Annotated in this window: 24 protein-coding genes; 6 read left to right on the top strand and 18 right to left on the bottom strand. The window is 61.0% G+C overall.

The window, feature by feature from the left end; genetic code table 11:
* Nucleotides 1-276: methyl-accepting chemotaxis protein (locus DFO48_RS24420; protein WP_233506318.1), on the top strand; the 276-nt coding region annotated here is incomplete at its 5' end.
* Between the two features lie 108 nt (nt 277-384).
* Here DFO48_RS24420 and DFO48_RS24425 read toward each other — a convergent pair.
* The 4 genes from DFO48_RS24425 to DFO48_RS24440 are packed head-to-tail and all read right to left on the bottom strand — an operon-like array spanning nt 385 to nt 2795.
* The gene (locus DFO48_RS24425; RefSeq protein ID WP_003075194.1) at nt 385-861 is read right to left on the bottom strand and encodes a DUF2269 domain-containing protein; all 477 of its coding nucleotides are present in this window, start codon (nt 859-861) and stop codon (nt 385-387) included.
* A complete protein-coding gene (locus DFO48_RS24430; protein ID WP_114865045.1) occupies nt 858-1295 on the bottom strand; it encodes a DoxX-like family protein in 438 nt (145 codons plus the stop codon). The genes DFO48_RS24425 and DFO48_RS24430 overlap by 4 nt, the downstream gene beginning before the upstream one ends.
* Nucleotides 1288-2172 (bottom strand): NAD-dependent epimerase/dehydratase family protein, encoded by an 885-nt coding sequence (locus DFO48_RS24435; protein WP_003075189.1) that lies wholly within the window; start codon nt 2170-2172, stop codon nt 1288-1290. The genes DFO48_RS24430 and DFO48_RS24435 overlap by 8 nt, the downstream gene beginning before the upstream one ends.
* A gap of 47 nt (nt 2173-2219) precedes the next feature.
* On the bottom strand, nt 2220-2795 hold the full coding sequence (locus DFO48_RS24440; protein WP_114865046.1) for a GbsR/MarR family transcriptional regulator: 576 nt from the start codon (nt 2793-2795) through the stop codon (nt 2220-2222).
* A gap of 230 nt (nt 2796-3025) precedes the next feature.
* Between DFO48_RS24440 and DFO48_RS24445 the strand changes: the two genes are divergently transcribed.
* Together DFO48_RS24445 and rlmD are read left to right on the top strand one after the other, a co-directional pair.
* Nucleotides 3026-3337: a hypothetical protein gene (locus DFO48_RS24445; RefSeq protein ID WP_003075185.1), complete on the top strand. Its 312-nt coding sequence runs from the start codon at nt 3026-3028 to the stop codon at nt 3335-3337.
* 151 nt (nt 3338-3488) lie between these two features.
* Complete coding sequence (rlmD, locus tag DFO48_RS24450; protein WP_114865047.1) at nt 3489-4988, top strand: 23S rRNA (uracil(1939)-C(5))-methyltransferase RlmD; 1500 nt, start codon at nt 3489-3491, stop codon at nt 4986-4988.
* 46 nt (nt 4989-5034) lie between these two features.
* Here the strand turns inward: rlmD and DFO48_RS24455 are convergent, their stop codons facing one another.
* The 6 genes from DFO48_RS24455 to DFO48_RS24480 form a co-directional block, all read right to left on the bottom strand.
* Nucleotides 5035-5952 (bottom strand): ZIP family metal transporter, encoded by a 918-nt coding sequence (locus DFO48_RS24455; protein WP_114865048.1) that lies wholly within the window; start codon nt 5950-5952, stop codon nt 5035-5037.
* Nucleotides 5953-5955: 3 nt separating this feature from the next.
* Complete coding sequence (locus tag DFO48_RS24460) at nt 5956-6591, bottom strand: superoxide dismutase (RefSeq protein WP_114865049.1); 636 nt, start codon at nt 6589-6591, stop codon at nt 5956-5958.
* Nucleotides 6592-6624: 33 nt separating this feature from the next.
* Complete coding sequence (locus DFO48_RS24465; RefSeq protein WP_114865050.1) at nt 6625-7140, bottom strand: hypothetical protein; 516 nt, start codon at nt 7138-7140, stop codon at nt 6625-6627.
* Nucleotides 7137-7637 carry a DUF2325 domain-containing protein gene (locus DFO48_RS24470; protein WP_114865051.1) on the bottom strand — a complete coding sequence of 167 codons (501 nt, stop codon included), beginning with the start codon at nt 7635-7637 and terminating at the stop codon, nt 7137-7139. The genes DFO48_RS24465 and DFO48_RS24470 overlap by 4 nt, the downstream gene beginning before the upstream one ends.
* A 310-nt stretch (nt 7638-7947) precedes the next feature.
* Nucleotides 7948-8301 (bottom strand): hypothetical protein, encoded by a 354-nt coding sequence (locus DFO48_RS24475; protein WP_003075175.1) that lies wholly within the window; start codon nt 8299-8301, stop codon nt 7948-7950.
* Nucleotides 8302-8446: 145 nt separating this feature from the next.
* Nucleotides 8447-9139 carry a Bax inhibitor-1/YccA family protein gene (locus DFO48_RS24480; RefSeq protein ID WP_003053535.1) on the bottom strand — a complete coding sequence of 231 codons (693 nt, stop codon included), beginning with the start codon at nt 9137-9139 and terminating at the stop codon, nt 8447-8449.
* Between the two features lie 192 nt (nt 9140-9331).
* On the opposite strand from DFO48_RS24480, the gene DFO48_RS24485 reads away from it, so the two are divergent.
* Nucleotides 9332-9739, top strand: a complete 408-nt coding sequence (locus DFO48_RS24485) for a heme-binding protein (RefSeq protein ID WP_003053536.1) — start codon at nt 9332-9334, stop codon at nt 9737-9739.
* Nucleotides 9740-9942: 203 nt separating this feature from the next.
* Here DFO48_RS24485 and hemP read toward each other — a convergent pair whose 3' ends face one another.
* The 8 genes from hemP to DFO48_RS24525 all read right to left on the bottom strand — a co-directional run bounded on the left by hemP (nt 9943) and on the right by DFO48_RS24525 (nt 17320).
* Nucleotides 9943-10152 carry a hemin uptake protein HemP gene (gene hemP / locus DFO48_RS24490; protein WP_003053537.1) on the bottom strand — a complete coding sequence of 70 codons (210 nt, stop codon included), beginning with the start codon at nt 10150-10152 and terminating at the stop codon, nt 9943-9945.
* 251 nt (nt 10153-10403) lie between these two features.
* Nucleotides 10404-10820 (bottom strand): biopolymer transporter ExbD, encoded by a 417-nt coding sequence (locus DFO48_RS24495; RefSeq protein ID WP_114865052.1) that lies wholly within the window; start codon nt 10818-10820, stop codon nt 10404-10406.
* Between the two features lie 3 nt (nt 10821-10823).
* Nucleotides 10824-11546, bottom strand: coding sequence for a MotA/TolQ/ExbB proton channel family protein (locus DFO48_RS24500; protein ID WP_003075172.1), 723 nt, complete (start codon nt 11544-11546; stop codon nt 10824-10826).
* A 23-nt stretch (nt 11547-11569) separates the two neighbouring features.
* On the bottom strand, nt 11570-12295 hold the full coding sequence (locus tag DFO48_RS24505) for an energy transducer TonB (protein WP_034348506.1): 726 nt from the start codon (nt 12293-12295) through the stop codon (nt 11570-11572).
* A 144-nt stretch (nt 12296-12439) separates the two neighbouring features.
* Nucleotides 12440-12733: a bacterioferritin-associated ferredoxin gene (locus tag DFO48_RS24510; RefSeq protein WP_034348510.1), complete on the bottom strand. Its 294-nt coding sequence runs from the start codon at nt 12731-12733 to the stop codon at nt 12440-12442.
* Between the two features lie 95 nt (nt 12734-12828).
* Nucleotides 12829-13956: an alpha-hydroxy acid oxidase gene (locus DFO48_RS24515; RefSeq protein ID WP_114865053.1), complete on the bottom strand. Its 1128-nt coding sequence runs from the start codon at nt 13954-13956 to the stop codon at nt 12829-12831.
* Between the two features lie 132 nt (nt 13957-14088).
* Nucleotides 14089-14769 (bottom strand): Fe2+-dependent dioxygenase, encoded by a 681-nt coding sequence (locus tag DFO48_RS24520; RefSeq protein WP_003075168.1) that lies wholly within the window; start codon nt 14767-14769, stop codon nt 14089-14091.
* Nucleotides 14770-15037: 268 nt separating this feature from the next.
* A complete protein-coding gene (locus tag DFO48_RS24525; protein ID WP_114865054.1) occupies nt 15038-17320 on the bottom strand; it encodes a TonB-dependent siderophore receptor in 2283 nt (760 codons plus the stop codon).
* Between the two features lie 370 nt (nt 17321-17690).
* Between DFO48_RS24525 and DFO48_RS24530 the strand changes: the two genes are divergently transcribed.
* Both DFO48_RS24530 and DFO48_RS24535 read left to right on the top strand, forming a co-directional pair.
* On the top strand, nt 17691-18341 hold the full coding sequence (locus DFO48_RS24530; protein WP_114865055.1) for a PepSY-associated TM helix domain-containing protein: 651 nt from the start codon (nt 17691-17693) through the stop codon (nt 18339-18341).
* A gap of 28 nt (nt 18342-18369) precedes the next feature.
* A complete protein-coding gene (locus DFO48_RS24535) occupies nt 18370-18891 on the top strand; it encodes a DUF2271 domain-containing protein (RefSeq protein WP_003075163.1) in 522 nt (173 codons plus the stop codon).
* The last annotated feature ends 98 nt before the right edge of the window (nt 18892-18989 follow it).

Here is an 18989-nt window from a genome sequence, read left to right on the forward strand (position 1 = left end):
GCCAATATCGAGGCGGGCTCTCTGGTTGTGAACGATGCGGGGCGCAACATCGGGGACATCGTCTCCCAGGCGCGCAGCGTAGCGGACTTCATTGCCGAGATCAGCAAGGCCACGCGTGAGCAGAGCGAGGAGATCAGCCAGGTCGGCAAGTCGGTGGCGGATATGGACTATCTGACACAGCAGAACGCGCAGCTGGTGACCCAGGGGGCGCAGGCGTCGAGCAGCATGCAATGGCAGGTGAAGAATCTTGTGGAAGCGATTGGGGTGTTTCGATAGCCGGCGAGTCGCAGAAGGTTGAGGCGGCATGACCGCTATCGCTGCAATGCGCGGGCTGCCGTCCTTCCTGATGAGCGAGATGTGGGCGAGCCGATCATTGCAGGCGCCTCAGCCCCAGAGCGCCGGCTTGTTCACCATCAAATAGTAGGTGCCGGCCATGGCCACAAAAGCGGGGTAGCCCAGAGCTTCCCAGCGCAACTGATACTGCCGGAAAAGCGGTGGCAAGGCCTGGCTCTGGCTGTGGGCCTGAGTGGCCAGGGCCGCCATGCGCATCTGCAACCAGACTACGGGCAGCCAGCAGATGCCGGCCAGCGCATACAGCCCCAGAGAAAGTGCGAGCCAGGGAGTGGTGAGCGGCCAGCCTGCCAGATGGGCCATGGCAATGCCCGTGATCGGTTGAATGAAGACGCAGGGAGTAGTGAACCACCAGTCAGCCCGTACCACCAGGCGGCTGACCACGGCCTGGGCGGCGACCGAGCCGCTGCGGTTGGCGAAAAACATATAGAAGGCCGAGCCGAGGCCGGTGCCGACCAGCAGCACGCTGGAGAGGATATGCAGTGTCTTGAGCAACAGATAGGTATTCATGATTCAAGCCTGTTGGACGAGTTGTCTGTTTGCAGCAAGAACCACAGCATGGCGGCGATGGGCAGGTTCTTGAGCAGCGGACCCAGAGGGTGCAGCCACAGCGTGGGCTGAAGAGCCGTGCCGATCACGGTCATGGCCGTCATCAGCAGCAGGGCGCTCAGGTAGATGGCGCGGCCGGGGCGCAGCAGCAAGGCCAGACCCAGAGCCAGATCGGCCAGCAGGCCGGACCAGATGAGCAGTGCCTGCCACCGTGCATCGCCGATGCCGCCCTGGGTCAGCAAGCGGGCACCTTCGTGGTTGAGGCCCGAGAGTCCGAGATAGTCCAGCGCGCTGACCACAGCCGTGCCCAGCCAGACGACGACCAGACTGGCGTGCATGAATCTGGCAGCTTGCTGCTGAGGGTTGGTTCTGCTGCCGTTTTGCAACTCAGGCATGGCGGCGGCCTTCCTTGGGCAAGGTGGCCAGCATGGCATCCGGAGCCACGGGGGCGCGCCCCAGCAGCGAGGCCAGGGTCTGAGGATCGGTGACGTTGTCGTTTTCCAGCAAGGCCATGGTTTCGCTGCACCAGGGCAGGGCTGGTATCTGGTCGCCGACCCTGGCACTGCCCTTGCTCATCCAGTCTGGCAGGGCATGCACCGAAGCCGGGCCGTAACCCATCTGAGCGCGCAGGCTGGCGATAAAGGCCTCTGTCGAAAGCGGCTGGGGGCCGCCGATTTCGACGATACCCTCGCAGGTGTCCGATGTCGCCATATGCGCGAGCACTTCGGCGAGATCGCGCACGGCCACGGGCTGAATCTGGCTGCTTCGCATGAGCTCGGGCAGCAGCAAAACGGGCAGTCTGGCCAGATTCAGAAACAACTGGCTGCTGGCGCCGCCCGCGCCAAAGATGATGCTGGGGCGCACGACAACGGGCTTGAGCAGCGCTTGCCTGCCCAGCGCCAGCAGATGTTCGTCGGCCGCGCGCTTGGTGCTCGCGTACTGGGTGCCGCCCTGACCGGCCCCCAGAGCCGAGACCTGAACCACGCGGCGCACGCCAGCCTGGGCGCAGGCATCAAACAGCGCGATGGGAGCCAGAGAGTGCAGGGTCTGCAGGTCCTGGCCGGGCTTGTCGCGCAGAGCACCGACGGCGTTGACGACGGCGTCGATGCCATGCAGGTGTTCAAGCCACGCTTCGGCTGTCGTGCAGGCGCTGAAGTCCAGAGGCGGCTGGCTGTGGCGGCTGCGCACCACGGGGTCGTGGTCCAGCAGGGCCAGCGCATTCACGATATGTCGGCCCAGAAAGCCTGTGCCGCCGCAGATCAGAACTCGCATACGCTACTCCTTTGTAATTTTCTTCCTTGACAGAATTCAGTTCAGCTTCAATCGTTGCCGCTTTCCCGGCCGCTTTCCCGGCCGCTTTCCCGGCCGCCATCCTTGCCCCGGACAAAGCGCTGGACGCTGGCGCCAAGGCGCAGGATCTTGTCCAGCGTGGCCGGAGACAGGCGCAGCATCTCGTCGGTCCAGATGCCCAGCGAATCCATGAGGCGCAGCGTCTCGTGCACGCGATCCTGGGCATCGGGCGTTTCCTGCTCGAATTCGGGCTGGGCAATCAGTTCGCGCAGCAGTGCGCTGGTGGGGTCGAACTCACGCTGCTTGCGCTCTCGCACAATGGTGCGCAGCAGCTCCCAGACATCCGCCGAGGTCTCGAAATACTCGCGTCGGTCACCGCTCTTGCGGCTGCTGCGAATCAGGTTCCAGTTCAGCAGCTCCTTGAGGCTGTTGCTGACGTTGGAGCGTGCCGCACCCAGGGTTTCGCAGATTTCGTCTGCATTGAGGGGGCGGCCATGAAAGAACAGCAGTGCATGAATTTGCGCCACCGTGCGGTTCACGCCCCAGGCGTTGCCCATATCTCCCCAGTGCTGCACAAAGCGTTCAGCGATAGGACTCAGTTGCATGAAACGAAGTGTGGTCTTGCTTGAAATTTCTGTCAATACAGAAATTTCAATTCATGAGAATGCCCGGGCTGGATCAGCAAGATGTCTGTGCAGGCTTTGCGCGTGGGAGCCGGAGCGGGAAGAAATTTTCTTGAAATGAAGAAATTTCACATCGGCCTGGTCGCTGCGTCACTACTCGTAAAATAGCCGCATTACAGGGGCATGGAGCCCCGTCAGGGAAGGGAGAGTTCATGACCGCTGCATCCGTCTTGCGTGCCGCCTTGGTTCTGTCGGCCTGTGCTTGGGCCCAGGTCGCATCGGCTGCCTGCTATTTTGTCTATGCACCCAATAACGAGCTGATCTATCGCTCCAATGTGGCTCCGGTCGATCTATCCCTGCCTCTGCACCAGACGGTGTCGCAACTCTCCCCCGGAGCGCGCATGTTTTTCTCGCTCGACGAGTACAACTGCGCCACCGAGGTCAACCTGATCGCCGAGCGTGCCCAGATTGCCGCGGCGCGCAACAACCGCGAGCGCCGCCTGCGCGAAGAGCAACGCTTCTGATTGCATAGCTGTCAGACAAGCGTCGGCGGCACTTTGAGGCTTGATTTGCCTTGCAGAAGGCCGGTGGGCTGGGCGCGTGACATGGGCGCCCATGTAGTTTTTTGCCGTGGTCGGCTCTCGGGTATGGGGTGGCCTGAGACAATCGGGCACCATGAGTGAATCCCGCGACAACAAAATTCCCGAAAACCTGCCCGAAGTCCCGTCTGATGCCCCGGCGCTGCCCGAGGGCTGGCTGGAAGTGCTGTCCATGGACATGGATGCCCAGGGCGTAGCCCGAAAGCCCGATGGCAAGGTGGTCTTCATCGACGGCGCCCTGACCGGTGAAATCGTCAGCGCCAATACCCATCGCAAGAAGAACAACTGGGAAGCGGCCACGCTGACTGACATCCACCGCGAATCCTCGCAGCGCGTGACGCCCGGCTGCCCTAATTTCGGGCTGCACGCCGGGGCCTGCGGTGGCTGCAAGATGCAGCATCTGCATGTGGCGGCCCAGGTCGCCATCAAGCAGCGTGTGCTGGAGGACAACCTCTGGCATCTGGCCAAGGTCAAGCCCGAGACGCTGCTGCGCCCCATCGAAGGACCGGCATGGGGCTATCGCTTCCGCTCGCGCCTGTCGGTGCGCTATGTGGCCAAGAAGGGCAAGGTGCTGGTGGGCTTCCACGAGCGCAAGAGCCGCTACATCGCCGATATGGAGGTCTGCAAGATTTTGCCGCCCCATGTGGATGCCATGCTCATGCCCATGCGCGCACTGATCGCCAGCATGGATGCGCGCGAAACCTGCCCTCAGATCGAAGTGGCTTGCGGCGACCATGTCACAGCCCTGGTGCTGCGTCACCTGGAACCTCTGTCGGACGCCGACAAGCAGCGCCTGCGCGACTTCGCCGCCGCGCAGAACGTGCAATGGTGGCTGCAGCCCAAGGGTCCCGATACCGTGCACCTGATGGAAGAAGGCGGCACACAGCTGTCCTATGGTCTGCCGGACTTCGGCATCACCATGCCTTTCAAGCCTACCGATTTCACCCAGGTCAATCCGCATATCAACCGCGTGCTGGTCACCCGCTCGCTGCGCCTGCTCGATGCGAAAAAGGACGAGCGCGTCATCGACTGGTTCTGCGGCCTGGGCAATTTCACGCTACCGATCGCCACCATGGCGCGCGAGGTGCTGGGCATCGAAGGTTCGGAAACCCTGGTCAAGCGCTCGCACGAAAACTACGCTGGCAACAATGCCACGCGCAGCGAAGACGACAAGCTGGCTCCCACCAGCTTCGTGGCGCGCAATCTGTTCGAGATGACGCCTGCCATGCTGATTGCCGACGGCAACTCCGACAAATGGCTGGTCGATCCCCCGCGTGAAGGTGCGTTTGCCCTGTCCAAGGCACTGGCCGATATTCACCAGATCCGCATCGGCGCCAAGCAGACCGGTGTGGCCAGTGAAGAGCAGCCCGATTTGCTGCCGCCGCTGCCAGAGGGGCAGGAAAACTGGCAGTTCCCCAAGCGCATTGTCTATGTGAGCTGCAACCCGGCCACGCTGGCGCGCGATGCGGGATTGCTGGTGCATCAGGCGGGGTATCGCTGTGTGGCAGCGGGTGTGGTGAACATGTTCCCGCATACGGCGCATGTGGAGTCCATGGCCGTTTTCGAGCGCGCATAAGCGAGGATAAGCGAGCACGCCCTGAACTGCGCCTACGCGGCGCAGTTCAGCCGCCAAGGGACGTATCCAGAATCATCATCAAGACAAAGCCCAGCATGAGCCCTGTGGTGGCCCAGGCTTCATGGCCCTTGCGATGCGATTCGGGAATGATCTCGTGGCTGATGACAAACAGCATGGCGCCTGCGGCGAAGCCAAGACCCCAGGGCAGCAGCATGGTGGAGCTGCTGACCACGATGGCGCCGATCACTGCGCCCAGGGGCTCGGTCAACCCTGTCAGAGCGCCCAGCACTACCGCAAAGCCTCGGGTATAGCCGGCCGCCAGCAAAGAGGCAGCGACGACAAAGCCCTCGGGCACATCCTGTATGGCAATGCCCAGCGTGAGAGAGTTGGCACGCAGTCCCTCGTTGGCGGCATAGCCCACGCCTATGGCCAGGCCCTCCGGAAGATTGTGCAGGGTGATGGCAATGACAAACAGCCAGGTGCGCCGTAGCTGCTTGGCATCGGCGCCTTCACGGCCTTTGATGAAGTGCTCGTGCGGCAGCAGGCGATCCATGACCAACAGGGCTGCACCTCCGAGCAAGATGGCTGCGCCGATCAAGGCACCGCCCAGCCATTCGCTGCTGGCGGGCGAGGTCGCTGCCTTGGCGGCTTCCAGACCGGGGAGGATCAATGAAAAGGCGCAGGCAGCCAGCATCACTCCTGCGCCAAAGCCAAACAGCGTGTCCTGTGTACGTTCGGACGGATGTTGGGTCAGCAGCACCGGCAAAGCACCCAGCGCCGTTGCCAGCGCCGCCACGCTGCCGCCCAGCAGTGCATTCAGTGCTGCGGGATTGGTCTGCAGCTGCTTCCAGACCATGGATGCCAGCACCAGAGCGCCGGCCGCAGAGATCAGCAGCCCGAGCCTGGTCCTGAGCGGCAGGGGCGATTGGCTTGAAGATGCACTCTGCAGTCCGTCCGGGCCCATGGTTCAGCTCCTGACAGCCTGGGGGGCGGCAGCGAAGCGGCGCGCCACTTCATTCCAGTCCACCACGTTGTAGAAGGCGGCGATGTATTCGGGGCGGCGGTTCTGGTATTTCAGGTAGTAGGCATGCTCCCAGACGTCCAGGCCCAGAATCGGCGTGTTGCCGCTGCCAATGCCAAGCATCAGAGGGTTGTCCTGGTTGGCGCTGCTCTCCACATGCAGCTTGCCGCTGCGGTCCACGCTGAGCCAGGCCCAGCCGCTGCCAAAGCGGCTGATGGCAGCCTTGGTGAATTCGGTCTTGAAGTTCTCGAAGCCGCCCAGGTCCGAGTCAATGGCTGCGGCAAGAGCACCCTGCGGCAGGCCGCCCCCTTTGGGGGACATGACTTGCCAGAACAGGCTGTGATTGGCATGGCCGCCGCCGTTGTTGCGCACGGCCTGGCGCAGCGTTTGCGGCAGCGATTCGACCTTGGCGAGCAGATCGTCCAGCGGCCATTGCGCGTACTCGCTGCCTTCGAGTGCCGCGTTGAGGTTGTTGACATAGGCCTGGTGGTGCCTGGAGTGGTGGATCTCCATGGTTTGCGCATCGATATGCGGCTCCAGCGCCGCGTAGTCGTAGGCCAGTGGGGGCAGGGTGTAGCTCATGAGTAAAAGCCTTGGCAGTGAGAGAGATGGGAGTCAGTGCAGTGATGAATGCACAGGCTCGAAGCTGGCAAGGCGAGAGTGCCTGTTGCTGGCGGGGTGAGTGGGAAGGGGGGCGGATGTCGAGGCACAGACGCCCGCGACGGCGTGGGGGCCTGCTGCACCATGCTCGGCCCGTGCAGCCAGAAGCTGCGGCAGATGGCGGTATATCGCCAGGTTCAGGGACTGGCTGGTGGAGTCCTGCTGCAGAAATGGCATCAGGGTTTGTTGTGCCTCATGCAGGCATTCAAATGCTGCTCCCGCCCGATCTGCTTCGGCGAGGGCATCCGCCAGATTCAGGTGGGCAACGACAAAAGCGGCGATGCGGTCATCGTCGGCAATGTCGCCGGACTCTGCGACCAGCAACTGCAAGCCAAGCTGTTGTGCATGTCGGTAGTGTTCAAGTGCTGAGAGATGGCGATGCTCCAGCGCTGCGGCCAGCGCCGTGCGGGTTTGCTGCTTCCAGGCGGACAGCAAATCAGCTGCCGAGGCGTTTGTCGTGTGGACTCTCATGAGGCTCCTTCGATGCAGGCTTGGGCTGCCACGACTTTTCCGTCTTCTCCCGATGGATGAATGCGAACCACCCGCAAGGCGGTCGGCTGATCCACCAGCAGGCAGGTCTTGCCGGTGCGCTTGCAGTGATCCTTCACGCGCCAGTAGGCTCCGTCGCTGATGCAACCTGTCTGGCAAATCACCAGGTCGGCGGCGTGCAGGCTGTCTTCCAGCAACTGCTGCTCGGCCAGGGCCTGGCAGTCGGCATCCTCAACCAGTGGCCAGTCGACGCCGGACGTTGTCTGTTCAGTTGCAGCTTGAGGTTCTTGCTGCAGCAGATTCAGTGCCATTGCCTGGGCCAGGGCGTTGCGCTGTTCACGTTCCCAGGCCAGAGCGCTGTCGCGGACAATGACCTTGGCCCTGAGATGTACGAGCTGCTGCTTGAGTGCTTCGACTTCCCGTGCCAGCGATTGCATCTGGGCCGTGCAGCGGGTCTGCACTTCCATATAGGTCAGCATGAGGGCCTCATGCTCAAGGCGTATTTGGTTGAAGTCATCATCTGGCACGGCAGTCTTGTCCCCATGGTTGAGAGCACAACAGAACTCGTCGCTGGGATGCGCGTATGTGCGGCTAAGAATGGAATTTATATTCCATGAATATAAATGAGAATTGTTTGTATTCAAAGTCCGCAGAAGAAATATGACATCTGAAAGGCTTGGCGTGAGAGATGCTGAGCATAAAAAAGGCCGTAGCAGTGTTGCTACGGCCTGTGCGGGCGTTGGCAGGCACTGGCCCGGAACTCATGATCCGGGCCAGGCGCAAGCGATTTCAGCTGCGGTTGCGACTGGCGCTGCTTTCGGGCTCCGAAGTGCTGCGTTTTTCGGCTGCGCTCTGACCCAATACGGATGGCACGCCTTCGATCTTGTTGGAGCGCATGTATTCATCCATGTCCTTCCAGCCCGCAAACACCAGCGCCTTGGGTGCCTTGGGGTTGAGGACGTAGCAGTCTTCCAGCCCGCGCATGGCATGCCGGCAGGCGCCGCCAATGGCCTTGGCTTCGGATTCGCGCGCCACGGTGCGTGGGTCTGGACCCAGGCCCGGAATGTCTTCAATCTTGCAGCCTGCCAGTACCAGAGGCAGCAGGGCAATGGCAAGTGCGCGGGGAAGGTGGTTTGGCTTCATCTTGTCTGCTTATCGGCAGCGGCAGCCGGAAATTTAGTCCATGGCTGAAATATCCATCGATGCGATGACCGCGTTGGGCGTCAAGGTTACTGCAAACAAAAAGGAGTGCGCAAGGCACTCCTTTTTGACTGAGCGGTAGCGAGACTTAGTCGCGGTCGCCGCCCATGATGCCCAGCAGGGCCAGCAGGCTCTGGAACACGTTGAACAGGTCCAGATACAGGGCCAGGGTGGCGCTGATGTAGTTGGTCTCGCCGCCGTCGATGATCTGCTTGAGGTCATACAGCATGTAGGCGGAGAAGATGCCGATGGCCAGCATGGAGATGGCCATCATGCCTGCAGTGGAGCCCACGAAGACATTGATGATGGCGCCTACCATCAGCACCAGGGCGCCCACGAACAGGAACTTGCCCATGCCCGACAGGTCGCGCTTGATCACGGTGGCCAGCATGGCCATCACGAAGAACACGCCAGCGGTACCGGCAAAGGCCGTCATGATCAGCTGGGTGCCGTTGGAGAAGCCCAGAATCATGCCGATCAGGCGCGAGAGCATCAGGCCCATGAAGAAGGTGAAGGCCAGCAGCACGGGCACGCCAGCGGCGCTGTGCTTGGTCTTCTCGATCGCGAACATGAAGCCGAAGGCACCGACCATGAACACGATCAGGCCCACGCCGCCCGTCAGCGCGCGAGTCATGCCAGTGGCTACGCCCAGCCAAGCGCCCAGCACGGTGGGGATCAGGCTGAGTGCCAGCAGCCAGTAGGTATTGCGCAAGACACGGTTGCGCTCTTGCTGCGAGACACCGTAGCCCGCAGAGCCCAGTGTGGTGACTTGTTCGTTCATGTAGCCATTCCTCCTTCAGGAATTGTGGGTTGAAACATTGTCATTCTAGGTGGGGGTCTTGAGAAGCCTTTGCAATACCCCGTTGCAATGCGGCAGTTTTAGGATGGAATGTTTTTCACATCGCATCTACTTTTGCCTGCAAAGTACAGAATATGCTTGCTGCATTGACAATCCAACGGAGCTTTTTATCTCATGAAAACCAAGCACGAACTCGAACTGGCCGATGTGAAAGCCATCGCTGCGGCTGCCGAAGCTGAAGCACTGAAGAACAACTGGCCCGTGACGATCTCCATCGTGGACGACGGCGGCCATCTGCTGCTGTTGCAGCGCATGGATGGTGCTGCTCCCATCTCTTCCCATATCGCTCCCGCCAAGGCACGCTCTGCAGCCGTGGGCCGCAAGGACACCAAGGCTTTCGAAGACATGATCAACAACGGCCGTACCGCTTTCCTGAGCGCTCCGTTTGTGGACGGTCTGCTCGAAGGCGGCGTGGCCATCGTCAAGGATGGCCAGGTGCTGGGCGCTGTGGGCGTCTCCGGTGTCAAGGCCAACGAAGACGCACAGGTTGCCAAGGCCGGCATTGCTGCCCTGGGTCTGTGATCGCTTGATTTCTGCCACTGCGGTGGCAGAGGCCAAAACAAAACCCCTGCCGCTTGATGCGCGCAGGGGTTTTATTTTGGCGGGTTGCGGATGAGGAAAAAACGCGTGGCTATGTGAAGTGTGAGCACAAGAGAGGGCAGGTGCTCTACAGCGACTATGGCTGGCGAATCGACACTTGCGGTGTCGCCCCACGATGAAACGGTTTATTTGGTCAGAATGAGCTTGCCCAGCTTGGTGGCCTGCAGGCGATAGGGCGTGCCGTTATGCAGGATGGTGACGGCCTTCTGGCCGTTGAGCAGCAGGGCACTGTCCAGGCCCAGGCTGGAGCCGGCAGCGGCTGAGGGGTTTGCAGCAGCCATGGAGGAAGAGCTGCGGTTGTTGGGCTGTGAGGTCGCAACAAGCGGTGCAGACATGCCGTGATTCCTTAAGTTCAAAACTGGTGTAATGATAACAATTCTCAATTGAAAAGCAAGTGATACTTAGTCTCATTCGCAAAAAAGTGCCATTTATTTTTCATGTGGAATCTGTCCAGCCGCATCTGAGTATTTTTGGCTGCGCTCCATGAGCTGTTTGCGTCTATGGCGAGCTGCACGAATGCTGTTTCGATGCAGGCTCCACAATAAGAAACGGCCCCTGTAGGGGCCGTTTTTTTGCAAGCATGAGCTTATTTGGAGGGATCGGTCACAAAGCCGATTTTCTTGACACCAGCACGCTGGGCGGCGGCCATGGCCTGAGCCACGCGTTCGTAGCGCACTTCCTTGTCGCCGCGGATATGCAGGTCGGGCTGAGGCTCCTTGAGCGCCTCGGCCTGGAGATTGGTATCCAGCTGCTCGTCGCTGATGTCCTGGCCGTTCCAGGAATACTTGCCGTCGGCCGTGATGCCCAGCTGCACGGTGGCAGGCTTGGTGTCCTCGGGCTGGTTAGTGGCGCGGGGCAGGTCCACGTTGACCGAGTGTTTCATCACGGGCACGGTGATGATGAAGATGATGAGCAGCACCAACATGACGTCCACCAGAGGGGTCATGTTGATTTCGTTCATCACATCATCGCTGTCCCCATCATCCATGGTTCCGAACGACATGGCTTAGGCGCCTTTCTTCAGGGGCAGCACATTGCCGGAAATCTGACCGTCCACGGAAACGCGGGCACCGGTCACGAAATAGGCGTGCACGTCGTGGGCAAAGCTGTTCAGTGCATTCAGGATGCCCTTGTTGCCACGCACCAGAGCGTTGTAGCCCAGCACGGCAGGGATGGCGACAGCCAGACCCAGGGCGGTCATGATCAGCGCTTCGCCGATGGGGCCGGCCACCTTGTCGATGGAGGACTGACCCGACATGCCGATGGCCACCAGTGCGTGGTAGATGCCCCAGACGGTACCGAACAGGCCGATGAAGGGGGCGGTGGAGCCCACGGAAGCCAGAATCGCCAGGCCGGATTGCAGGCGAGCAGTGAATTCGTTGATGCCGTTGCGCAGGCAGCGGGTCACCCAGTCGCTGATGTCCAGTGTGTCATGCAGATGGACGCTGGTCTTGCGGTGGTGGGCCGAGGCTTCACGGCCTTCGAGCACCATGAAGCGGAAGGGGTTCTGCTTGTCGTTGCCGAGCTTTTCCAGGCCGGTGGCTAGATCGGGGCTGTGCCAGAAGTCCTGTGCCTGGGTGGCGAACTTCTTGAATTTCACGATATCCAGGGCCTTGAGAACGATGACCAGCCAAGAGGCCACCGACATGACCAGCAAGATGATGGCCACGCCTTTGGTCACGAAGTCGCCCTGTGTCCAGACGTGGGCAATGCCGAATTGGGATTCCATGGGTACTCCTGAGAACTGCAGATTTATTTGAGAACAAAGTTGATGGGCACGATGTGCCACATGGGTTCGGCCACGCCGTTGCGCTTGCCGGGAACAAATTTCCACTGGCGCACGGTGTTGACGGCGGCTTCATCCAGGCGGTCAAAGCCGCTGGACTGCTTGATTTCGATTTTCTCGGGCTGGCCCTGCTCGTTGATATAGACGCGCAGCAGCACCTTGCCTTGCTCACCCATGCGCTTGCTGACCGAAGGATAAGCGGGAGCGGGGTTGTTCAGATAGGCTGCATTGCTCGATGGCTGCTCGATCTTGGGCGGTGCAGGTGGCGCTGGAGGTGCGGGCGGAGCTGGAGGGGCCGGGGGCGCGGGTGGCGCTGGCGGCGTCTTGTCCGGTTTGCTGTCGTTGCTCTCCAGTGCTCCTTGAGGCGCGGCCGGTGCAGGGGTCGGATCCTTGATGGCCTTGGGCAGCGGAGCCTTCTTGACCTCGGGCTTGGGCTGCTGTTTTTCGGGCTTGGGCGCTGGCGCGGGAGGCTTGGGCGGCGGCGGCGGGGCCGGCGGTGCGGGTTCGGCAGCAGGCGGCGCCACGAACTGGGCAATCACGCTGGCGGGAATCACTATCTCTGGCTGCTTTTGCTGGGCCAGGCCATGCTGCATGGCCCACAGGGCGGCAGCATGCACAACAACCACAGCACCAGCAACTGCCATATTGCGGCTCGCGCCGCTGGCAGGTGCAAATCGATCAGACTGGGACATAAGGGCGAGAAGAGCAACCAGCGCAGGCTGGAATCAGAAAGGAAAAGCGCTGGTCAACCGGCAATAGCTGGCAGAGGAAACAGGGCACGCAGACGGGATCGCATCATTCACGCAGGATCCACCAGGTGCATACCATCACCAGAATCAGGCTGCCGAAGACGGCTGAGACAACGGAGAGGTGGGCCATGCTTTGCTTTCCAGAATATTGGTGGCAAGCTGAACCGTCTGCACCGACACGCAGGATTGCGCTTCGTTGTGGATGGCCGCGATCGGATGGCTTGCACTGCACTGGGCGACGACATCGCGTGCGCAGCCTTCGCAGCGCCCGCATTGTGTGGCAACACCCAATTCAAACTGGATTTCGTCAAAGCTCATCCCCGCATGCGCGTGGCGTGCTATTTCTCGGTCAGAAACCCGGCGGCATACACAGACGATCATGGCTACAGGCAGTTGTTGCTGGCTATTGATGTAATAGGCGGAGTATAAATGAGAATCCATCGCATTTGCAATGCATGCCGCCAAATTACGCACAATCAGCAAGTGGTTAAGAGCCCGGACCCGATCTGATCGAGGCTGGCGCAGCCGGTCTGGGCCATGGCAAGCTCCAGCTCGGCGCGCAGCAGATACAGCATATGGGCCACGCCCAGCATGCCGGCCACTGCCAGGGCATGCATCTGGGGCCGGCCCAGCAGCACGGCGCTGGCACCCAGCGCGATGGCTTTGAGCACATCGGTGCCCTGGCGCACGCCGCCATCCATCAGCAGCGGGACATGGGCAGGCGTGGCCGCGCGTATGGCAGCGAGCACTTCCAGGGCGGAGACGGCGGTGTCCAGCACGCGCCCGCCATGGTTGGAGATCACGATGGCATCGGCCCCCAGTTCCACGGCTTGCGTGGCGGCGCGGGCCGAGAGCAGACCTTTGACGATCAGCGGCAGCCGGGTTTGCTGACGCAGCCAGACCAGGTCGTCCCAGGTGGGTGCGCTTCGGGCCAGCTCGGAGCCGAACAGAATGTGCTCGCTCATCAGGTCGCCCGTCTGGCGCTGCTGGGGCATGCCGCGCAGATTGACGGCCTCCACGCCTGGTGGCAGCGGGTAGCTGGAGCGTTTGATATGGGCGTCCACCGTCCAGACCAGCGCCTGATAACCGGCATCTTCGGCGCGGCGAATCAGCTGCAGCGTGTGCTCGCGCGCTGGCTGCTGGTAGAGCTGGAACCAGAGCGGGCCGCTGCGTCCCAGCTCCTGGGCTGCGGCTTGCGCGGCCTGGGCAATTGCTTCCAGGGTGCAACTGGACAGGGTACTGACCACCATGCCGGTGCGCATGGCCATGGCCGCGCGTGCCGTTGCGAGTTCGCCTTCGGGATGCGCCAGCTGTTGATAGGCAACAGGTGCCAGCAGCAACGGCCAGTCCAGACTCCGGCCCAGCAGGCTTTGCCGCGTATGGGCGCCGGACAGATCGGCCAGTGGCTCCGGGCAGAGGCGAAAGCGGTCAAACGCCTGGCGGTTATGAGCCAGCGTCAGCCCCTGATCGGCGCCGCTTTCAATATGCGCCCAGGCGTGGACTTCCATATGCTCGCGCGCCAGCCGGGTGTAGTCCGCCAGGGAGCCTGTCTGCGCGGAAATCTGCGTCAGTGGCGGTTTGACGGGCTGGCCTGCGGCATTCAAACGTTCAACAGTCATAAATCAAGCCGGTTAGATTGGGGCGAGGCAGCAAAGCAGGCATGGAGCAAGGGGAGACAGCCAGCATGGGCTGCCCCAGCATGGGCTGCCTCGGCAAGGGCTGCCGTCTCCCCGGGGCTAGCTTTCAGACCACATGCGCAGGAGATTGTGATACGTGCCAGACAGTGCGGCGACGCGTGGGTGTTCGGGCTGCTCCTGGGTGAGCTGCTGAATGCTCTGGTCCAGATCGAACAGCAGACGGCGCTGCTCCGCCGACTTGACCAGGCTGTGCGTCCAGAAGAACGAGGCATAGCGTGTGCCGCGTGTGACGGGGTTGACTCGGTGCAGGCTGGTGCCGGGGTAGACGATGGCGTCGCCCGCTGCCAGCTTCACGCTTTGCTGGCCGAAAGTGTCTTCCACGATCAACTCGCCGCCCTCGTATTCCTCGGGGTTGCTGAAGAAGACCGTGGTGGAGACATCGGTTCTGACCTTGATGGCGGTACCTGGAATGGTGAAGAACGCGTTGTCGATATGGTTGCCATAGGTGCCTCCGCCCTCATAGCGATTGAAGCGCGGCGGCAGGACCTTGAGCGGCAGGGCCGCCGACATGAACAGCGGGTTGCGGCCCAGCCGGTCCAGGATCAGATCACCTATCTGCTGGCCGGTCTTGCTGTCCAGCGGTAGCTGCAGATTGCTCTTGACCTGAGCGGCCACATGGCCGGCCGTGGCCTTGCCGTCCTGCCAGCTGGCAGCTTCCAGCGCCTGGCGGCAGTGGCGGACTTCATCGGGTGTGAGCAGGGCGGGTATGCGTAGCAGCATGGGGCGGTATCTGGCGGTTGGTGATCCTAGTCTCTCATTAACCATAGCTGCTTACGCTTGCTGCATATTGTTTTCAATATCTTTTCATATTGAAATCATTGAAAAGCAAGCGTAACAAGCTATTGTTTTAAGAGCAATGATCCTGCATTCTGAAACAGTATCCAGGCAGTGTGCACGTAAAAAGCCCCGCTGGCATCCGGGGCCTGCGGGGCTTGGAGTGATGGTTTGCAGCAAGCCTGCGCCAGATCAAGCGCAGGCTGAGCTTGCATCAGTACGTGAACTTGAGCGAAGCCACTGCAGAGCGGCCGGCGCCCATGTTGGCGTAATGAGGCGAGCGCACGCCGGTGTAGTAGACCTTGTTGCCCAGGTTGTAGACATTCAGCTGGAAGGTCAGGTTCTTGTCGATCTGATAGGCCATCATCGCGTCGTAGCGGGCATAGCCGGAAGCGCCCTTGGTCACGATGCCATTGTCCACGGAGGACTTGATATATGCGGCACTGACATCGCTTTGGGCATAGATGCCCAGACCCAGAGTCAGCTTGGCCATGGGCTTGTAGCTGGTCCACAGGCTGAAGCTGTGCTTGGGCGTGTTGTAGAAGGGCTGGCCGTTGCGAACATCGTCCTTGCCCATGTTCTTGAATTCGCTATCCATAAAGGTATAGCCGCCGAACACGCTCAGATTGGACAGGATCTGACCGGTAAAGCCCAGTTCGATGCCATTGACTTCCTTGTTGCCACCCATGTACGTGCCGGTTGCATCGCTGATGCGCACATTGGTCACTTCATTGCGGAAGACTGCGGCAGTCAGGTTCAGCTTCTTGTCCAGCAGGTCCCATTTGGTGCCCAGCTCGATGGACTTGGTCTTTTCCGGCTTCAGGCTGATCAGCGCATCTGTGGTCGTGGTCAGGTCCTCGCTGCCGTTGCCAAGAGTCGAGCCACCGGGACGCGAAGAGGTGCCGATATTGGCGTAGATGCTGCCATTGGATGCGGGCTTGTAGACCAGGCCCAACTGGTAGTTGAACATCGTATCGCTGCGGCTCAGGTCATACGCAGGGTAGGCGCTGGCGCCACGGCCGCCAGCGGGGCCGGAAGCATTCAGCTTGTAGTGGTCCACGCGCAGACCGGCATTCACCAGCCATTGCTCGTTGAGCTTCAGAGTATCAAAGCCGTAGACGGCAATGGTGTCGATTTTGTTGACGGTGGATTGCGCTGGGAGAGTCAAGGGGACATTCCAGGCTGCATTGGCGCCGCTGGGGTTGCTCAAGGTGGTGCACCAGGGGTCGGACACCGAGGTGCACACACCGGTGCCGCTCTGGATGGCGCCGGAGCTGCCATCGGCTTTCTCCTTGGACAGCTCCAGGCCGAAGGCATAGCTGTGGCCGATGGAGCCGGTCTGCTCCTTGCCAGTGAACTCGGTCACGTTCTGCAGCGTGGTGGTGTCATAGACACGATAGTTGCCACGGCGCCAGACATAGCCATTGAGGGCATTGCCCTTGGAGTCGTCGGGCTGGGTCCAGATATAGTCCTGCTTGGTCTTGCTGTAGCGCAGGCTGTTGCGGATCTTGTTGGTGTCGGTGAACTTGTGCGTGACCGAGGCCGTGAACAGATCGCTCTTTTCCTTCTCGTAGTCACGGTTGTTCAGACCATACCAGTTGTCGCGGCTGTTGCCGTAAGTGGGGCGAATCTTGGAGCCACCGGGCAGTTGCGTTGCGTTGGTTGAACCGGCTGCGTTGACACCATTGCTATACAGATAAGGCACTCCCCCATCGGGTGTGTTGTTGGTCTGCAGATGCTGCCAGGACAGCGTCACTTCTGTGGGGGTGCCCAGACCGAAAGTCACGGTGGGGGCAATACCCCAGCGCTTGTTGTCGGGACCGTTGCGGCCGGGAACATCGGCGCTGTGGCCCATGGCGTTCAGACGCAAAGCCGTGGTGTCGTTGATCTTGCGGTTGATGTCCAGCGTGCCGCGCAGATAGTTGTCGGTGCCCAGCCCCACATCGCCAGAGATGAAATTCTCGTTCTTGGCCTTCTTGGTGGTGATGTTGATGGAGCCACCTGCGCCGCCGCGACCGGCGTAGGCCGAGTCCGCGCCCTTGATGACTTCCACGGCTTCGACGTTGAACAGTTCACGGGTGCCGGAGGCGATGTCACGCATGCCGTCCACAAAGGTGCTGGACTGGGCGTCCATGCCGCGGATGAATGGCTGATCGCCTGTGGGGTTGCCGCCTTCGCCGTTGCCGAAGGTGATGCCGGGGGTGGAGCGCAGGGCATCCTGCAGGCTGGTGGCGCCGGTCTGCTTGATGATCTCTTCATTGATGACCTGAACGGTCTTGGGCGTGTCCAGCAAAGGGGCGGTGAACTTGCCTTGAGGGCTTGCTTCGGTCTTGAAGCTGGCGTCGGCAGCGGCTTCCACATTCACAGTGGACAAGGTGGTTTCCTGCTGAGCCATCGCGCTGGCGCCAATCAGGCACAGGCCTGCGGCAATCACGATTTGCTTGAGCTCGCAGCGCAAGCCGTTGGAGTCGGTCGGGGTCAGATGGTTGTTGGACATGCTTTTGATGAAGAGTCGATTTTTGAAAAAGCGTGCGAATTCTAGGTGATATTGATAATAATTCTCGATACCATTCAATAATGGGGCCCGGTAATCTACGTTTTGTTGCAGTACGGCAACAGACGGGCTGTCTGGATAGGCGGTGCGGGTTCTGCCAACCTGGGTCGCTACGAGTTTTCGGGATGGCGTAAACGTCCTTGCGATGGGTGGGTGCTTTGTTTACGTCAAGTAAAGTAAATAAAAGTGAGATGCATTTAGAATTTTGCGCAACTAGAATGCCGCCTTGCTGTGCAAGCAAGGCCGGGCCTTGTGGCGCTATGTCCCAAAGGTCGGCTCGGCCCGGCGGCGATGCAATCCCAGAAAGTTCTGAATGACCGCGGCTTCCTCCAACGCCCCGCAGCGGGCGTATTGGCTCAAAAAATTACATGAATGGCACTGGATCAGCTCCGCCATCTGCCTGATCGGCATGCTGCTGTTTGCCGTGACGGGATTTACCTTGAATCACGCCGGGCAGATCGAGTCCAAGCCCAAGGTCGAGTCGCGTGATGCGCAACTGCCCCCGGATCTGCTCGAAAAACTGCAGCAAGCCCAGAAGCAGGGCGTGGAAGCGGCGGACAAGAATGCCGTGAGCCTGCCTGCCGAGGTGGATGGCTGGCTGGCTCAGCAGATCAAGGTCAGCGCCAAGGGTTTTGCCGTGGAGTGGAGCGAAGACGAGGCCTATGTGCCCATGCCGCGCCCGGGCGGCGATGCCTGGCTGCGTGTGGACCTGAAGGAGGGCTCGGTCGAGTACGAGAAGACCGATCGGGGCTGGATCTCCTACCTCAACGATTTGCACAAGGGGCGCAATACGGGCGGAGCCTGGAGCCTGTTCATAGATGTCTTTGCGATTGGCTGTCTGGTGTTCTGCATCACGGGTCTGCTGATCCTGAAGATGCATGCGCAGCGCCGGCCCATGACCTGGCCCATGGTGGGCCTGGGTCTGGTGCTGCCTGCCCTGCTGGTGTTGCTGCTCGTGCACTGAGCCCAAGAATTTTGTGAAGGAAGAAAAAATGGCGAAGCGGATTTTCAAGACCACGGTGGCGCTGAGCGCCGTGGTGGGCCTGCCGGCAATCGCGGGCGGTATGAATGTGGCAGTGACCGTGCCCCAGTTGCAGGTGGCCGAATACCACAAGCCCTATGTTGCCGTGTGGCTGGAAAAGGCCGATGGCGGTGTGGCTGCCAATCTGTCCGTCTGGTACGACGCAAAGATGAAGAATGCCGAGGGCACCAAGTGGCTCAAGGACATGCGCCAGTGGTGGCGTCGTACCGGCCGCGAGCTGAGCTTTCCCATCGACGGCGTGACCCAGCCGACCAAGCCCGTGGGCACCCATGCGCTGTCTTTTGCCGAAGGCAAGAACCCGCTGCCCCAACTGGCTCCCGGCCAATACAAGCTGATGGTGGAAGCCGCGCGTGAAGTCGGCGGCCGCGAGCTGGTATCCATTCCCTTCGAGTGGCCCGTCAAGCAGGCCACCAGCCTGAGCGCCAATGGCAGCACCGAGCTGGGCGCGATCAAGCTGGAATTGAAGCCTTGATCTTGATTCTCACCCCCTGAGCGGCTTTGCCTAGGCGGCCCCGTCGCTTCCCCCTCTCTCGCTTCGCGGGAGGGGGACGACACCCTTGGTGCGGGGCG

The sequence above is a fragment of the Comamonas sp. AG1104 genome, from assembly GCF_003350425.1.
Taxonomy (GTDB): domain Bacteria; phylum Pseudomonadota; class Gammaproteobacteria; order Burkholderiales; family Burkholderiaceae_C; genus Comamonas; species Comamonas testosteroni.

Excerpts from the sequence above, each read along its gene's own strand:
- DFO48_RS24535 (WP_003075163.1), top strand. The coding sequence starts at position 18,370 with ATGGCGAAGCGGATTTTCAAGACCACGGTGGCGCTGAGCGCCGTGGTG.
- DFO48_RS24430 (WP_114865045.1), bottom strand. The coding sequence starts at position 1,295 with ATGCCTGAGTTGCAAAACGGCAGCAGAACCAACCCTCAGCAGCAAGCT.
- DFO48_RS24465 (WP_114865050.1), bottom strand. The coding sequence starts at position 7,140 with ATGAGAGTCCACACGACAAACGCCTCGGCAGCTGATTTGCTGTCCGCC.
- DFO48_RS24470 (WP_114865051.1), bottom strand. The coding sequence starts at position 7,637 with ATGCTGACCTATATGGAAGTGCAGACCCGCTGCACGGCCCAGATGCAA.
- DFO48_RS24445 (WP_003075185.1), top strand. The coding sequence starts at position 3,026 with ATGACCGCTGCATCCGTCTTGCGTGCCGCCTTGGTTCTGTCGGCCTGT.
- DFO48_RS24510 (WP_034348510.1), bottom strand. The coding sequence starts at position 12,733 with ATGATCGTCTGTGTATGCCGCCGGGTTTCTGACCGAGAAATAGCACGC.
- DFO48_RS24475 (WP_003075175.1), bottom strand. The coding sequence starts at position 8,301 with ATGAAGCCAAACCACCTTCCCCGCGCACTTGCCATTGCCCTGCTGCCT.
- DFO48_RS24520 (WP_003075168.1), bottom strand. The coding sequence starts at position 14,769 with ATGCTGCTACGCATACCCGCCCTGCTCACACCCGATGAAGTCCGCCAC.
- DFO48_RS24505 (WP_034348506.1), bottom strand. The coding sequence starts at position 12,295 with ATGTCCCAGTCTGATCGATTTGCACCTGCCAGCGGCGCGAGCCGCAAT.
- DFO48_RS24480 (WP_003053535.1), bottom strand. The coding sequence starts at position 9,139 with ATGAACGAACAAGTCACCACACTGGGCTCTGCGGGCTACGGTGTCTCG.
- hemP (WP_003053537.1), bottom strand. The coding sequence starts at position 10,152 with ATGTCTGCACCGCTTGTTGCGACCTCACAGCCCAACAACCGCAGCTCT.
- DFO48_RS24530 (WP_114865055.1), top strand. The coding sequence starts at position 17,691 with ATGACCGCGGCTTCCTCCAACGCCCCGCAGCGGGCGTATTGGCTCAAA.
- DFO48_RS24525 (WP_114865054.1), bottom strand. The coding sequence starts at position 17,320 with ATGTCCAACAACCATCTGACCCCGACCGACTCCAACGGCTTGCGCTGC.
- DFO48_RS24495 (WP_114865052.1), bottom strand. The coding sequence starts at position 10,820 with ATGTCGTTCGGAACCATGGATGATGGGGACAGCGATGATGTGATGAAC.
- DFO48_RS24435 (WP_003075189.1), bottom strand. The coding sequence starts at position 2,172 with ATGCGAGTTCTGATCTGCGGCGGCACAGGCTTTCTGGGCCGACATATC.
- DFO48_RS24485 (WP_003053536.1), top strand. The coding sequence starts at position 9,332 with ATGAAAACCAAGCACGAACTCGAACTGGCCGATGTGAAAGCCATCGCT.
- DFO48_RS24500 (WP_003075172.1), bottom strand. The coding sequence starts at position 11,546 with ATGGAATCCCAATTCGGCATTGCCCACGTCTGGACACAGGGCGACTTC.
- DFO48_RS24455 (WP_114865048.1), bottom strand. The coding sequence starts at position 5,952 with ATGGGCCCGGACGGACTGCAGAGTGCATCTTCAAGCCAATCGCCCCTG.
- rlmD (WP_114865047.1), top strand. The coding sequence starts at position 3,489 with ATGAGTGAATCCCGCGACAACAAAATTCCCGAAAACCTGCCCGAAGTC.
- DFO48_RS24425 (WP_003075194.1), bottom strand. The coding sequence starts at position 861 with ATGAATACCTATCTGTTGCTCAAGACACTGCATATCCTCTCCAGCGTG.
- DFO48_RS24460 (WP_114865049.1), bottom strand. The coding sequence starts at position 6,591 with ATGAGCTACACCCTGCCCCCACTGGCCTACGACTACGCGGCGCTGGAG.
- DFO48_RS24440 (WP_114865046.1), bottom strand. The coding sequence starts at position 2,795 with ATGCAACTGAGTCCTATCGCTGAACGCTTTGTGCAGCACTGGGGAGAT.